This is a genomic window from Paenibacillus sp. MSJ-34, assembly GCF_018918005.1.
Taxonomy (GTDB): Bacteria; Bacillota; Bacilli; order Paenibacillales; family Paenibacillaceae; genus MSJ-34.
In genome coordinates this window covers 1-12,899 of record NZ_JAHLPR010000034.1, presented here as the reverse complement: position 1 = coordinate 12,899, position 12,899 = coordinate 1, and the positions used below count along the sequence as shown (strand labels likewise).

The following is a 12,899-nucleotide window of genomic DNA, read 5'->3' as shown; positions in this document are numbered from 1 at the left end:
GATGGGAACGTCATCATTTGGAGCCCAATAAGGATTGTCAGTTTCCAAATTGAATTCTACATGAAAAGAGCACTGCCTGTTGGGCAATGCTTTTTCATGTTTTATAGATTCATTTTCATTTTTTGTGTATCTGTTCGTAGAAAGCCCGTATTTTTTCCGTATTCTTTTCAGATCGCAATTTTTCAAGTTCTTTAATTTCTTCGGAAGTCAATTTCCTTACTGTTATTGAAGTTCCGGGAGGAATCGACTTGTCTTCTTGATGTGTAATTGTAACTGATGTTCCAGGAGGGTACTTCTCAGTCGATTCTTTTACTCTAGCGATGCTCTCAGGCGAATAATACCCCTCCTCTTTAGTGACCTGTTTTTGTTCAGCGGGCGTCAATTCGTCAAAAGGTACAGGGTGTTCGTAACCTTCAAGAACATATACGCCCCCTAGACCCTCTTCGGTTACGAATTTTTGTTCATCAGGCGTTAGAGCGCTATATCTCAAGAGTTGTACGCCCTCATATAGTATAGAGTCACCTGCGCCTTCAATAGTTTGATTCGTATTGGTATTGATATTGGGTGTCATACTAGCCGCCCAGGCGGCTGTCGATGTACCGATTGCTCCAATAGCAATGACTGCCGCTGCGGTCATAATCATCGTATGTTTTTTCAGTTTTTTCACATTAAGCATGTTCGTTAATCTCCTTTTCAATTGTTTGCCGTCGCCGGATAAGGAGGCGCAAAATCGAATGGGCATGCCCCTTGAACCTATCATCACGTTCAGGATCGTTTCACCATACCGTTTTCGCTCGGTGTAAGACATTTCCTTCACGACTTCTTCGTCACAGGATAGCTCGCTCCATGTATGAATGTCTTTCCGGAGAAGGTGAACGAAGGGATTAAACCAATGCAGGCTGCTTGCTGCCAATGCAATCGCCTTGATCCATAAGTCTTTCCGTTTCAAGTGAATCAATTCATGATGGATCACCATGCCCATGTCCACATTCGCGATATTCTCCATAGGGAGATAAATCGTAGGTTTCCATAAGCCCACAAGAACGGGACTTCGAACAGCAGAGCTGTAAGCAAGTCGGACGTTGCTTGGCATGCCAAGAGCTTGCTTCATCAGTTTCAGCTGTTTGGCAGCTTCGCTGTTCTCCGGCACGGACGAACGGGTTTGCTGTAAGTTTTTTATAAACCTGCGATAACAATATACTTGCCATATGGCAAAAACCAAAGCTCCTGTACCCCAAATACTCAGAAAGACGAAAGCTGCATCGGCAGAAAGATTCAGTTCTGGTATGAACCCATTGGGTAGGCCGGGCTGTGCTTGTTGCACGCTCGAAGGCAGACCGGCTATAGGAAGGGTTGTCGTTTGCTTCGGAATGAAGAGTTGCACAAGCCGGTTCGTAACAAAGGCTACAGGTAAAAGATAAAATCCTACTGCCATTTTTCCCATCGCATATCGCCATTTCGCAGAGAAAACGTCTGGAGAAACGAGCCGCAACAGGAGAATGCAGATCAAAACGGTACTTCCCGCAACGGAAAGGGAGACGAGCAGTTCCAGAAGTTTACTCATAGACTGCACCTCGCTTACTTCTCCGAAAACCATTGCTTCAGCTCTGCAATGTCTTCATCCGAAAGCTTGTCGCCGTCATACAAAGCAGCGATTAAGTTTTTAACCGATCCTTGGTATAACCCGTCCAGTACATGTTGCGTTTCCGCCAGTTTGTAATCTTTCGGCGATATGAGGGGAACATACTTGTTCGTTCGGCCATGCTTCGTGGTTTCTAGCGCCCCTTTGTCCACCAACCGCGATAGGAAGGTGGAAATCGTTTGTGCCTTCCACTCCTTACCCCGCTGAGCGAAAATTTGCAACAATTCGGTCGATGTGACAGGCGGGTCACATTCCCAAATCACCTCCATCAATTCCATTTCAGTGTCAGACAATTTTTGCATTTTTTCCATGGGTGTACACCTCTTTAATTCTCGTTATGCGTCCATAACGATTTCATTACTACGGTCCGTAGTAATACGAATTTACTACAATTCGTAGTAGATTGTCAAGAGAAGTTCACCTTGAATTTTCTACAAAATGTAGTACTATTAATTTACTACAGAACGTAGTAACTGAAGATGGAACTGCAGAACATTGCATAAGGATGAGTGTATACATGGACATACAAACCAAAGTGGCGATATTAAGACAACATGAAGCGTATTGCTATCAGATTTGCTATTATCTCATTCAAAATGAACAACTCTCCGTTCAAGCAACTCGTGAGGCATTATTAGAACTGGCCCATGATCCCGCTTTTTTTAGCGATACTGACGAAGAACAAAAGAAGAAAGTAAGACTAGTTGCTGTTCGTTTAGCGTTGAAAATAAAGGCGATGTGCTTGAAATGACCAAAAGGCTATCCATCTTTTCCATTTGCGGAGTATAATTTGGGTATTCTAATACCATTGGCAATTGGGAGTTTGGGCAAAATGAATAATGACTATCAAGGCAGAATTGATAAAGTAATGAAATATATAGAGGAACATAGCGATCAAAAACTCAACCTCGATATATTGGCCGGCGTTTCGAATTTTTCAAAGTACCATTTTTCAAGAATATTTACATCCCTTGTTGGCGTCACTCCGGCAGCATTCGTAAATCGAGTGCGTTTGCAAAGGGCTGTTCGATATTTGGCTGAAACCGACAAGAGCGTTCTGGACATATTGCATCTATGCGGGTTTGAATCCGTGTCGACCTTCAACGCACTCTTCAAGAAACATTATGGCAAAACCCCAAGCGAGCTTAGAAACAGCATAAGACAAAATAGCAATTTCTCGTCATATATTAGCAATAAGCCAGAAGAGTTCGTTCCTCTTCACGATTACAATAAAAACGGGAAAAATGATCTTTTGAGGAGGGCTTGGGGAAAGATGATCACAATCACGGATCTTCCGGAATATGAAGTGGCGTATGTTAGACATGTGGGGAGCTACATGGACACTCGCGTTGCGTGGGACAAGTTAGGAGAATGGGCAAGTCGACAAGGACTTACTCCGCATAATCAGTTTTTTATTGGCATATCGTTGGACGATGGGAATCTCGTCGACGAATACGCTTGCCGTTACGATGCTTGCGTTACGTTGCCAAGCGGATTTGAAAAACATAAGCATGCAACGCATGTGCAATTCCAAACCTTATCCGGCGGCATGTATGCTCTGTACTCGTACTACGACACCATTGATAAATTGGTTCTCGCTTATCAAAACGTATTCGGCCTATGGCTGCCGAATAGCGAATATGAGGCCGACGACAGGCCGTGCCTCGAATTTTGCATGAACGATCCCGCTTCGGATCCGGAAGGAAAATGCAAGGTCGATCTATACGTGCCGATCAAGAAGAGAGCATGAAAAATAATATCCAACGGCAAGAACTTGCACTATTTTTTCAATAAAAAATAGGAACTGGAGCGGTGAAGGAATGAACTTGGAGGCCATTTTTGGACAATTCCCTATCTTGAAGTCAGACGGTTTAACGCTTAAGAAAATTGAAGAGTACCATTTTGACGACGTTTTTGAAATCTATAACAATGATAAAGTATTTGAATACTGCGGTATTATCCCTAAACATAATAAAGAGACGGTAAAAAATATGATCGGCCATTTTGAGAGAGACTATCATAAAAAGTCGAGAGTCAAGTGGGGAATCTTCGGCCATTCGGAACCCGATCGCCTGCTTGGTATCATTGAAGCTTTCGACTTGAATCAAAAGGTAAACATGGCGACGATCGGCTACTTTTTGTCGGAGTCGCAGTGGGGGAAAGGGATCGCGACCGAAGCGGTACATCGATTGCTCGATTTTCTGTTTACGGATGTCAACGTCAACAGAATTCAGGCTGAAGTCATGCCTCCGAATGAAATTTCCAAGAAAGTATTGTTAAAGAATGGCTTCGTGTATGAAGGAACGTTAAGACAAGCTACGCTTTGGTCAGGCAAAGGTATCGTCGATTTGGAGATCTATAGTATTTTGAAAGTCGAATGGAAGGATTTGAAGAACAATGAGGCGAGATCGTTTAGCTGAAGCGATTCAACTGCGCGAGGAAGGAAGAGCGAAGCAAGACCAAGACATTCTGAAGGAAGCTAGAGCGCTGCTGACCGATTTGGCCGCCGCTTACCCGGATGACGCGGAGATTAGTTTCCAGTTGGGAGTGGCTCATGACAATTCGGGATTGGGAGCAGAGGCTATTCCTTACTACGAACGAGCCCTTGAATTAGGGCTCTCCGGACCGGATCTTGAACGATGCTTGCTTGGTCTAGGAAGCACATATCGTTATTTGGGATACTACCGGCAAGCGGAAGAAACATTGCGCCGGGGTGTGACGGAGTTTCCCGACAACCGGGCTCTTCAGGTATTACTCGCGATGGCCCTGTATAATACCCAGAGCTACAAGGAAGCGATGGAAATCGTCCTGGTCAATTTGATGGAGACAACGACCGACGAGAAACTTCATTACTTCAAACGAGGTCTTATGTATTACGCGACACATCTTGATGAGACGAAGTGAAATCGATAATTTGCATGCAACTCCGACTTTTGCATCTTATCGATTTCCCTCATTTGCAATATGCTGCGACCTGCCATTGGCCTTTTGACCTTCAAGTACCATGCACGTACTTGTGGAAAAAGCAACAAGACTTCCTATCTCATCGAACAGGCTGCATTCCACCAACCCGATCGTTTTGCCGCGTTTTTTCACTACTGCTTCAGCCTTGATTTTTCCCTGCCAAACCGGTTTCAAGAAATTGATTTTCAATTCAATGGTCGTGAATGTTTCATGAGGCTGAAGCGTCGTTCCGAACGCCATTCCCATAGCCATGTCGGCAAGGGTTGTCGTGACGCCGCCAGTAACCGTTCCTTGTGGATTGGAATGATCGTTCCTTGCTTCCAATTCGAAGACCGAACGCCCCTCCTCGATGTCCAAAGGCCTTATACCCAATAAAAGCTCCACGGGAGAAGGCGCGGTTTCGCCGGCGATAATGCGTTTATATTGGGACAACAATCCGTTCAAGAGATTATCTCCTTCCAGCGTTAATGATTTATCTATTTCATTATATAATATATGGTAAATAATAGAAAGTCGAGTTGAATTGTATCTTAGTCCTTGGCGAATACTGGTAATTTTGCTATTCTATTAATAAATGGGACCGGAATGGGAGTTACACTGCATAGATTTCTCAAATGGTTTTATAATAAAATGAGAAAAAACAAGGAGGGTATAAAACATGAACAAGAATAAGTTTACACCTCATGGTTTTCACACTGTTACGCCGTATTTTACGGTGGAAGACGCGAATAAGATGATTGAATTTGTGAAAGAAGTTTTTGATGGGGTTGAACTGAATCGGGCATCTAACGACGAAGGTAGAATCACTCATGCCGAAGTCCGCATCGGCGACACGATTATCGAATTGTCGGCCGGAAACGAAAACTTTCCGCCCAGACAGAATTCGCTTCACGTGTTTGTTCCAGATACGGACCTGTGCTACCGACGGGCATTGGACGCCGGGGCGACTTCGCTGTATGAGCCGTCGGACATGCCGTATGGCGAGCGAAGCGGAGGGGTGGAAGATCCCTTTGGCAACCATTGGTATATCGCGACCTTTCTTGGAGAAGAAGGCAACGGTTACTACAAATAAAGTTAGACAATTTGCTCTCTCGGTTCGTCGACGAGTTGGAGAAAGATTGGATCGATGAGATCAACCGCAATTATTCCGGATTGGCTCTCAAAGAGAAAATGCAAATAGGATATTTCTATGAAATGAATTCGGCCATAGATCTTATTGATCCTACTATTTTTCAAAGGGAATAGATTAGGACCTGTTATTCAAATATTCATCTGCTATTTTTCTGCAAATATCCTTTGAATCATAATCGGAATCGATTAAATATGCAATAAATATATCTTCCACTTCCGTACTGTCTATTGTCGCTAAATAACGAAACGCTTCCTCGAACAACACCTTCCAATTCGCGTCATGGATGATTTTCTTTGCCAGTTCGAACGCTTTGTCGGGTTCTTGGTATTGCAGTTTCTTAAAAATCATCTCCAACTCGAACTCTGCCTTGTCGTCCCGCCTAGCCATCACTTCTCTAATTCGTTCATCCGAAACATCTCCTGCCAGATCGGAGAACGCAATGGATAAATAGTCGGGATATTTTCCTTTTCCAAAATCGATTCCTACGGGTTCATTCTCATGCAGCCATACGTTCCGACAATCATGAACAATTTTCTCAACTTCTTGAATCTCAAGTTTCGATTTCCTGGAATCGGATGTCTTTTTTAGATATTTATAAATCCTCTCAGGTTTTCTAAATAAGTTCAAATCGTACCTTTCTCCGCCGGCATACATCTTATCCGGCTTTTTGTTTTGATCGTAACTAAATCCTGTCACTTTAATTATGGTTAAACAATCGATACTTTTATTTTCGATATAAGCTGCAGTTGCTCTATGTGTCCGTCTAATAATGTGCTCATGAACCCTTCATAGTAAAAGGCTAGTCCTGTCATAGTCTTCCCGTCGTTGATCTCATCTAAGTAATGGTTAACTCTTTCCTCGTTCAAACAATGAATATTCTGAGACGGAAGTAGGAATTTGGGAGTGCCGGAACTGACATGAAACTTATAATATACGTCCGCCGATGCTCTATAGCGTTTCTTAGAAGCGGATAGATTCCAAAAAAAATGGCCGTCGCCATCCGTTGGAATCATCTCGATGCGGGTAAGCAAGTAGTATCCGTTTTCTAAGATTGGCAGCATAGGTTTCACATTTTCAAAAGCATCGGCGATGTCATTGGCTAATTCCTGTGAATATTTAATGGTATCAATCAGGCTTTTATCAACATTCTCTCTGCCTAACCCAATACTTAAAATTTTTGCGCAAGTAGGACAGTACAACTCTTCCCCGTAGCTGTTTATCAATGGCTTATGGTCCAGCAGCAAAAATCCGTATGTATCGCCATTTTTATCGTTCCCATACTTCGCGGTTAACTTCCCTGTCCCTTTGTTTACCCGGAAAAGAAGGGCATCATTTCCCCATCTATTATGCGTGCCAGGGATTAAATCTTCGAACTCGATCGGCTCTGAAAAATGAAAAAGTTTCAATTCATCACCCCTTAGGTGCTCGCTAGTTTACTTATATTGTAAGCCATTTATCATATTACAGCTACCAATAACGCCCCTCTTTACTAATTCCTCCAATATCGTCATTTTTTATAGTTGACAATTCCTATCGGAATTCCATATAATCAAACTCAACTTGCTATCGTATTTACTATTTTCACAACTGTCGGGAGATCAGAAGATGAACAAAACGAAGAAATGGTATACGAACCAATTAGTACCGTGGCTTTTCCCTATCATAACGATTGTACTTTGGCAAATACTAGGGCAATCCAAGATTATCAGTTCTTCCATCCTGCCAACGCCGTTGGACGTGGTAGAGGCTGCGATTCAATTAACGGGTTCCGGTAAATTGCAAGAACATGTTTTTATTAGTACGCAACGCGCTTTAATCGGATTTTTCATAGGGGGGATCATCGGTTTTATACTAGGCCTATTGAATGGAACGATTACGTTTTTTGAAAGAACAACGGATACAACCATGCAGATGATTCGTACCATCCCTCATTTGGCGCTGATTCCGCTCGTCATTCTATGGTTTGGAATCGGCGAATCCGCCAAAATATTTCTCGTTGCGCTAGGTGTCATGTTCCCTGTCTATATCAACACTTTCAGCGGCATTCAAAATGTGGACCGCAAACTGATTGAGATGGGAACCGTTTATGGGTTATCCAAGTGGAAATTGTTTGCGAACATTATTTTGCCCGGCGCCTTGCCTTCCATTCTGGTTGGCATTCGTTATGCGCTCGGTGTCATGTGGATGTCATTAATTGTAGCGGAGACGATTGGCGCCGATTCAGGGATTGGCTTTATGGCAACAAGCGCCCGCGAATTCATGCAAATGGACATTGTCGTGCTAACCATTGTTCTATACGCGATACTAGGAAAGCTATCCGATGTCATTGCGAAACTGTTCGAACACCGCTTTTTACAATGGAATCCTGTTTACCGTAAGAAATAACTAGCCTGTTGGGGGATGTCATGGTCAACATTGAACTGAAACATGTCGGCAAAAGTTACGGCGAGAATGAAGTATTACATCATATCGATTTATCGATCGAGCAAGGAAGCTTTACGGCCATCGTTGGAAGAAGCGGCTGTGGAAAGAGCACTCTATTGCGAATCATTGCAAAATTGGAGCAGATCACAACGGGGGAATTGCATTTTTCCGGTAAAGAAACGAACGATCCGAAAATCCGGATCATGTTCCAAGACGATAGGCTGCTGCCCTGGAAAAATATTATGAAGAACATTGAGCTTGGCGCAGTCAATCGGAATGTTGCAAAAGAGTCATTGGAGAAAGTGGGATTGATCGACAAACAATATGATTGGCCCGACCAACTGTCAGGCGGACAAAAACAACGTATTGCCCTGGCCCGGGCATTGGCAAGCAATCCGGATATTTTGCTTTTTGACGAGCCGCTTGGCGCGCTTGACGCGCTAACCCGAATCGAAATGCAGAACCTGATTGAAGAGTTGTGGCAGCAGCAGAAATTCACTTCCCTGCTCGTTACCCATGATGTAACGGAAGCCGTACGTTTAGCGGATCGCGTGATCGTGATCGACCGGGGCGTCATTCAGTTGGATGAACGCATTGACTTGCCAAGACCTCGGGAACGTGACGATACGTTTACCTTCCATGAGAAAAAAATATTAAATCAAATTCTAGGAGTGTAGAACATGAAAAAAACATTTTTAATTACTCTAGTTGCTCTTTTTACTCTGGTTTTAGCGGCTTGCGGAAACGATTCCGCCAACACGCCCGCCGGCGCTGACGGATCTGCCGTTCCGCCGGAAAATAATCAAAAAGGCGTTGTCACTATTGGCTATCAAAAAGGAAATACGCTAAACATTTTAAAAGAACACGGGAATCTGGATAAAGCGTTAAGTGAAAAAGGCTATAAGGTGGAATGGAAAGTGTTTCCTACCGGTACGGTGTTATTGGAAGCTTTAAATACGAATAACATTGACTTCGGCCATGCATCCGACGGTAACGCCGTGTTTATGCAAGCCGGGGGACATCCTTTGAACTATGTGGCATCTGAAGCCCCGTATCCGGAAGGCGTCGCATTAGTTGTCAAAGCGGATTCCGGGATTCAAAGCGTCAATGATTTCAAAGGGAAAACGATCGGGGTAACCAAAGGCGGCAACCAGCATTATTTGCTTTTGGTCGCCTTGGAGAAGGCCGGCATTGATTTGAACGATGTCAACATCAAGTTATATAAAGATGCCGCTGAAGGCTTGGCTGCCTTTACGAAAGGCGAGTTCGACGTATACGGTACATGGGATCCGTACTTGGCAATTGTAGAGAACACGGTAGAAACGCGCACCATTGTTAATGGCTCCGGCAATTCGGAAAATCGGACGTTCTATTTTGCGACCAAAGAACTTTTGGACAACAAATCGGAAGTCGTGACGACCATTCTTCAAGAATTGCAAAATGCCGATACGTGGGCCAATGAAAATAAACAAGAAATTTCGAAAATCCTATCCGCTGAATTGGGGTTAGACGTTGCGCCTTTGCAAAAAGCCAATGACCGCCGTACATTCGGCGTTGAACAGATTGGCGACGCTATAATTACAAGCCAGCAAAAACTGGCCGACAAATTCGTTGAGGCGGGACTGCTGGAAACAAAAATTAACGTCAAAGACGCCGTTCAGATCGACAAGTCTATCATTCCAAGCAACATCAAGCAGGAGGATTAAACATGACACAAGTAATCGAAAATGCATTCTTAAGCTATGGCAACGAAAATGCGCCTGTAAAAATAGAAGTGTTTTTGAACCTGGCGTGCCCGTATTGCGCAACATTCTTTCAAGCGGCTGACGAAACATTGCCCCCTTATATTGAGAACGGCCAAGTTCAATATGTGGTGAAACATTATGATAAACCGCGCGAAATGCTTTTATATGGCACACTGGCGAACGCATTTTTAGACTATAAGGATCCGCAGCGAGTCTACGAGCTGATGAAGGATTTGTTCGCCAAACAAAGCGAGTGGAGCGAATCCGACAGCCATTCGATTAAAAAGCTGTTAGCCAAAGAGTACGGTTTACAGGAGCAACCTGAAAATATAGACTTAAGTTTGAAAATTATCGCAGAAGCCATAAAACGTCAGGTGAAGATGGTCCCGACGGTATTCATTAACGGCAAAGAGTTTCAATACCCTGTTGAAATTGACGCCGGCGGGTTAAAAAAGGAAGTCGAGCAGGCTCTGGCCTAAGAGATGATCGGCATTCGAACGGACTGTTGAGAAACCGGAACATGACTTGTTCTATGAAAAAGAGTCAACTTCATAATCCGCCACCGTTGAAGTAACTGGCTTTATTGCACATATAGAAAGGGTTGCCCCTACATTGCGAAGGCGATCCGCACGGTGCTCCTTGTTTGGCGCTAACGAAACTGACCATCCTTATTGGGCTCAAAATGAGGACATTCCCAATCTAACGAAAGTACGTATCGGTATTCCTTGGAAATCGGCGGTTTTATCGCCTTCTTCCCCTCATTAGCGTGTTTCAGTTTCGTTACACGAGCAACAAGGTGATTTTCAGGCTATTAGCGTGTTTACGTTTCATTAGCCCGCTCCCCGGGTCGTCAGCCGCGCAGCGGTATGATGAAATTGACTCACGATGCATGTATTTTCCCCAAATAAGGGATCCTTTGTCCGCGTCGCGACATTAGCGTTGCAACGTTTTTTAGGGTGATATAGACGTATATATGAGTTTGGATTATTCAAGAAGGATTCACCAAACGATTATATTGGGAATTGCGGATTGGTCAGCATCTCAAAAGAACATAACAACGGTGAACTCGGATTCTTCGTTCGTCACGAATATTGGAATATGGGTTTTTCCACAGAAGCTTGCCAAGCTTTGATTGAGTTCGGTTTTAACGACCTAGGTCCTCTGAGTGGCTTCGAAAGCGTCAAACTCTTTGAAAAACGGGCAGTTGGATGCCACACCAACCGCTTACATCGCATTGGCCGTATTCATTATCACCCACAGCAACGACCGTGCCGTCCGATGTAAGGCCGAGAGTATGAGCGCAACCCGCCGCTATCGCCACAATATCGCGCCAGCCGCTTACATCGCATTGGCCATGCTTATTCCAACCCACAGCCGCTACCGTGCCGTCCGATGTAAGACCAATGGTATGAGCATTACCCGTGTTCGTCGCCATATGAACATTACCAGCGGCGACCGCTACAATATCGCGCCAGCCGCCTACATCGCATTGGCCATATTTATTATCGCCCACAGCCGTCACCGTGCCATCAGAGTTAAGCCCAACGGTATGACGACGCCCCGCCGCTATGGTATCTTTAGGCCACCGTTTCCCCTTTAACGCCGCTTCTTTCGGTGAAATATAACCCATGTTCTACCTCCTTGAAAACAAGACCTATTTTATTTTAAACCGGCTCCACTCCGAGCGGATGCCGCGTAGAATCGCGGTCGAGCGCCTTAGCTAAGGTCCGCATCGGCTTCCCATCTTTTCCGGATAACGGGGAAATCGCGCCATTTTGTCGCTCAAAAATGTGCAACAGTGCATGTTGATTACGCTTGTTCCAACTCTTTAATCAAATCGTCCATATAGAAAACGGCAACTTTAAAAGCCTTTATCCTTCTCGTAATGTAGGTCCGCTGCCCACTGCCCGCTTTTGATTTCTTAAGAAATGAAGGAAGTGTCAACAGCAAGCCCTCAAGTTCCTTTTTTGCTTCAATTAAATCTGTTTTGCTGACATCCAACTCCTGGCCTTCCCAACGTGCAAGAAGCGTATCTACGCCAATCCGAGCAGACTTCATTCGCTTCTCAAGCAACCTCGTCTGTGGCGCATCTGTTTTCATATGGGAAAGCGCCTTTTCCGATTTACGAATTATCGACTTAAACGCTTCAACCGACTGCCGCTTTTCTTCTGCTGTCAAATTTTCCATGAACAAATCACCTCCAACTTCGATCATACAACATTCATGCAAGATTTCGTTTGATATACCAATCATCCTTGTGGGGAGGGCCGGTATTTCTTATAATGTTGTTGTCGTACTTTAAGGTTTGACTTTAAGGAAGGTGTCGCCAATGGACAAAACCTTTACGCCGAAACAAATGGCCAAGAGACTTCATGTTAGCACCACCACTTTGCGAAGATATGAAGATCTCGATTTGGTGCCCGACGTACCTCGGACAGCCAGTAATAGAAGATATTATACACCGGTCCATGTTCAAGCTTTCATTGCTTTACGTGCCTTAAGAAAAGGATTCGATATTCCTGTCAGCTACGATGTCATGAGTTTGTTAAAAAAAGGCTGCCTCGAACAGGCACTTTGGAAAATCAATTTACAACAGTACAACATCCAAGCAGAGAAACAACGCGTCGAAGAGGTCATGAGCCTGATTCAACAAACCGACTTCTCCAAGTACAGGAATATGCAGGTAACGGAAGAGATGAAAATCGGGGAGGTTGCCGCTATCGCCGGTGTTAACCCATCCGCTATTCGACATTGGGAAAAGGAGGGGCTCATTCGCTCTAAGCGGAACCCGGAAAACGGATATAGGGCCTTTACGTCGCGGGAATTAAAAAAGATTATTGTGCTAAGCAGTTTACGGAAAACCGTCTTTTTCAACATTATAGAATTTATAAAATTTTGGGGTGGGCAGGGCTTCCGCCTCGTTTTTGTTTTTGGTAAGGTTAGGATATGGAGACGAACGTGCTAAAACGAATCTTCTTTGATGAACATGGAC

General features: G+C 44.2%; 17 protein-coding genes and 2 pseudogenes. 12 read left to right on the top strand and 7 right to left on the bottom strand.

Annotation, left to right across the window (positions count from 1 at the left end; all coding sequences use genetic code 11):
• Window positions 1–115 precede the first annotated feature (115 nt).
• The gene (locus KQI79_RS17560) at window positions 116–1,564 is read right to left on the bottom strand and encodes a M56 family metallopeptidase (protein WP_216539595.1); all 1,449 of its coding nucleotides are present in this window, start codon (window positions 1,562–1,564) and stop codon (window positions 116–118) included.
• Window positions 1,565–1,578: 14 nt separating this feature from the next.
• Window positions 1,579–1,953, bottom strand: a complete 375-nt coding sequence (locus tag KQI79_RS17555) for a BlaI/MecI/CopY family transcriptional regulator (protein ID WP_216539594.1) — start codon at window positions 1,951–1,953, stop codon at window positions 1,579–1,581.
• A gap of 206 nt (window positions 1,954–2,159) precedes the next feature.
• On the opposite strand from KQI79_RS17555, the gene KQI79_RS17550 reads away from it, so the two are divergent.
• The 5 genes and pseudogenes from KQI79_RS17550 to KQI79_RS17535 all read left to right on the top strand — a co-directional run bounded on the left by KQI79_RS17550 (window position 2,160) and on the right by KQI79_RS17535 (window position 4,546).
• The gene (locus tag KQI79_RS17550) at window positions 2,160–2,393 is read left to right on the top strand and encodes a hypothetical protein (RefSeq protein ID WP_216539593.1); all 234 of its coding nucleotides are present in this window, start codon (window positions 2,160–2,162) and stop codon (window positions 2,391–2,393) included.
• Window positions 2,394–2,474: 81 nt separating this feature from the next.
• Window positions 2,475–2,783, top strand: a pseudogene (locus tag KQI79_RS27680) (helix-turn-helix transcriptional regulator); the annotation flags it as partial.
• 132 nt (window positions 2,784–2,915) lie between these two features.
• Window positions 2,916–3,392: an AraC family transcriptional regulator gene (locus tag KQI79_RS27675; protein WP_253298234.1), complete on the top strand. Its 477-nt coding sequence runs from the start codon at window positions 2,916–2,918 to the stop codon at window positions 3,390–3,392.
• A 70-nt stretch (window positions 3,393–3,462) separates the two neighbouring features.
• Window positions 3,463–4,062, top strand: coding sequence for a GNAT family N-acetyltransferase (locus KQI79_RS17540; RefSeq protein WP_216539591.1), 600 nt, complete (start codon window positions 3,463–3,465; stop codon window positions 4,060–4,062).
• Entirely contained in the window at window positions 4,040–4,546 is a 507-nt protein-coding gene (locus KQI79_RS17535; RefSeq protein WP_216539590.1) for a tetratricopeptide repeat protein, read from the top strand. The genes KQI79_RS17540 and KQI79_RS17535 overlap by 23 nt, the downstream gene beginning before the upstream one ends.
• Before the next feature lie 36 nt (window positions 4,547–4,582).
• On the opposite strand, the gene KQI79_RS17530 is transcribed toward KQI79_RS17535, so the two are convergent.
• Complete coding sequence (locus tag KQI79_RS17530; protein WP_230193035.1) at window positions 4,583–5,050, bottom strand: PaaI family thioesterase; 468 nt, start codon at window positions 5,048–5,050, stop codon at window positions 4,583–4,585.
• Between the two features lie 214 nt (window positions 5,051–5,264).
• Here KQI79_RS17530 and KQI79_RS17525 point away from each other — a divergent pair, with 214 nt between their 5' ends.
• Window positions 5,265–5,678 carry a VOC family protein gene (locus KQI79_RS17525; protein WP_216539589.1) on the top strand — a complete coding sequence of 138 codons (414 nt, stop codon included), beginning with the start codon at window positions 5,265–5,267 and terminating at the stop codon, window positions 5,676–5,678.
• Window positions 5,679–5,852: 174 nt separating this feature from the next.
• Here KQI79_RS17525 and KQI79_RS17520 read toward each other — a convergent pair whose 3' ends face one another.
• Window positions 5,853–6,365 carry a hypothetical protein gene (locus tag KQI79_RS17520; protein WP_216539588.1) on the bottom strand — a complete coding sequence of 171 codons (513 nt, stop codon included), beginning with the start codon at window positions 6,363–6,365 and terminating at the stop codon, window positions 5,853–5,855.
• An 80-nt stretch (window positions 6,366–6,445) separates the two neighbouring features.
• On the bottom strand, window positions 6,446–7,144 hold the full coding sequence (locus KQI79_RS17515) for a hypothetical protein (RefSeq protein WP_216539587.1): 699 nt from the start codon (window positions 7,142–7,144) through the stop codon (window positions 6,446–6,448).
• Window positions 7,145–7,343: 199 nt separating this feature from the next.
• On the opposite strand from KQI79_RS17515, the gene KQI79_RS17510 reads away from it, so the two are divergent.
• From KQI79_RS17510 to KQI79_RS28310, 5 genes are all read left to right on the top strand, one after another.
• On the top strand, window positions 7,344–8,123 hold the full coding sequence (locus tag KQI79_RS17510) for an ABC transporter permease subunit (protein ID WP_216539586.1): 780 nt from the start codon (window positions 7,344–7,346) through the stop codon (window positions 8,121–8,123).
• A gap of 20 nt (window positions 8,124–8,143) precedes the next feature.
• Window positions 8,144–8,839, top strand: a complete 696-nt coding sequence (locus KQI79_RS17505) for an ABC transporter ATP-binding protein (protein ID WP_216539585.1) — start codon at window positions 8,144–8,146, stop codon at window positions 8,837–8,839.
• 3 nt (window positions 8,840–8,842) lie between these two features.
• Window positions 8,843–9,868 carry an aliphatic sulfonate ABC transporter substrate-binding protein gene (locus KQI79_RS17500; RefSeq protein ID WP_216539584.1) on the top strand — a complete coding sequence of 342 codons (1,026 nt, stop codon included), beginning with the start codon at window positions 8,843–8,845 and terminating at the stop codon, window positions 9,866–9,868.
• Window positions 9,869–9,870: 2 nt separating this feature from the next.
• Entirely contained in the window at window positions 9,871–10,386 is a 516-nt protein-coding gene (locus KQI79_RS17495) for a thioredoxin domain-containing protein (protein WP_216539583.1), read from the top strand.
• A gap of 490 nt (window positions 10,387–10,876) precedes the next feature.
• A complete protein-coding gene (locus KQI79_RS28310) occupies window positions 10,877–11,191 on the top strand; it encodes a GNAT family N-acetyltransferase (protein ID WP_216539641.1) in 315 nt (104 codons plus the stop codon).
• Here the strand turns inward: KQI79_RS28310 and KQI79_RS17485 are convergent.
• Both KQI79_RS17485 and KQI79_RS17480 read right to left on the bottom strand, forming a co-directional pair.
• A pseudogene (locus tag KQI79_RS17485) lies at window positions 11,124–11,537 on the bottom strand (chromosome condensation regulator); the annotation flags it as partial. The gene KQI79_RS28310 and the pseudogene KQI79_RS17485 sit on opposite strands and share 68 nt — an antisense overlap.
• A gap of 179 nt (window positions 11,538–11,716) precedes the next feature.
• The gene (locus KQI79_RS17480) at window positions 11,717–12,094 is read right to left on the bottom strand and encodes a hypothetical protein (RefSeq protein WP_216539582.1); all 378 of its coding nucleotides are present in this window, start codon (window positions 12,092–12,094) and stop codon (window positions 11,717–11,719) included.
• Between the two features lie 142 nt (window positions 12,095–12,236).
• Here KQI79_RS17480 and KQI79_RS17475 point away from each other — a divergent pair, with 142 nt between their 5' ends.
• Entirely contained in the window at window positions 12,237–12,872 is a 636-nt protein-coding gene (locus tag KQI79_RS17475; protein ID WP_216539581.1) for a MerR family DNA-binding transcriptional regulator, read from the top strand.
• Window positions 12,873–12,899: the final 27 nt, after the last annotated feature.

Coding starts and splice junctions, on each gene's coding strand:
- KQI79_RS17525 (WP_216539589.1), top strand. CDS start 5,265: ATGAACAAGAATAAGTTTACACCTCATGGTTTTCACACTGTTACGCCG.
- KQI79_RS17505 (WP_216539585.1), top strand. CDS start 8,144: ATGGTCAACATTGAACTGAAACATGTCGGCAAAAGTTACGGCGAGAAT.
- KQI79_RS17550 (WP_216539593.1), top strand. CDS start 2,160: ATGGACATACAAACCAAAGTGGCGATATTAAGACAACATGAAGCGTAT.
- KQI79_RS17510 (WP_216539586.1), top strand. CDS start 7,344: ATGAACAAAACGAAGAAATGGTATACGAACCAATTAGTACCGTGGCTT.
- KQI79_RS17555 (WP_216539594.1), bottom strand. CDS start 1,953: ATGGAAAAAATGCAAAAATTGTCTGACACTGAAATGGAATTGATGGAG.
- KQI79_RS17540 (WP_216539591.1), top strand. CDS start 3,463: ATGAACTTGGAGGCCATTTTTGGACAATTCCCTATCTTGAAGTCAGAC.
- KQI79_RS27675 (WP_253298234.1), top strand. CDS start 2,916: ATGATCACAATCACGGATCTTCCGGAATATGAAGTGGCGTATGTTAGA.
- KQI79_RS17480 (WP_216539582.1), bottom strand. CDS start 12,094: ATGGAAAATTTGACAGCAGAAGAAAAGCGGCAGTCGGTTGAAGCGTTT.
- KQI79_RS17560 (WP_216539595.1), bottom strand. CDS start 1,564: ATGAGTAAACTTCTGGAACTGCTCGTCTCCCTTTCCGTTGCGGGAAGT.
- KQI79_RS17475 (WP_216539581.1), top strand. CDS start 12,237: ATGGACAAAACCTTTACGCCGAAACAAATGGCCAAGAGACTTCATGTT.
- KQI79_RS17535 (WP_216539590.1), top strand. CDS start 4,040: ATGAGGCGAGATCGTTTAGCTGAAGCGATTCAACTGCGCGAGGAAGGA.
- KQI79_RS17495 (WP_216539583.1), top strand. CDS start 9,871: ATGACACAAGTAATCGAAAATGCATTCTTAAGCTATGGCAACGAAAAT.
- KQI79_RS17500 (WP_216539584.1), top strand. CDS start 8,843: ATGAAAAAAACATTTTTAATTACTCTAGTTGCTCTTTTTACTCTGGTT.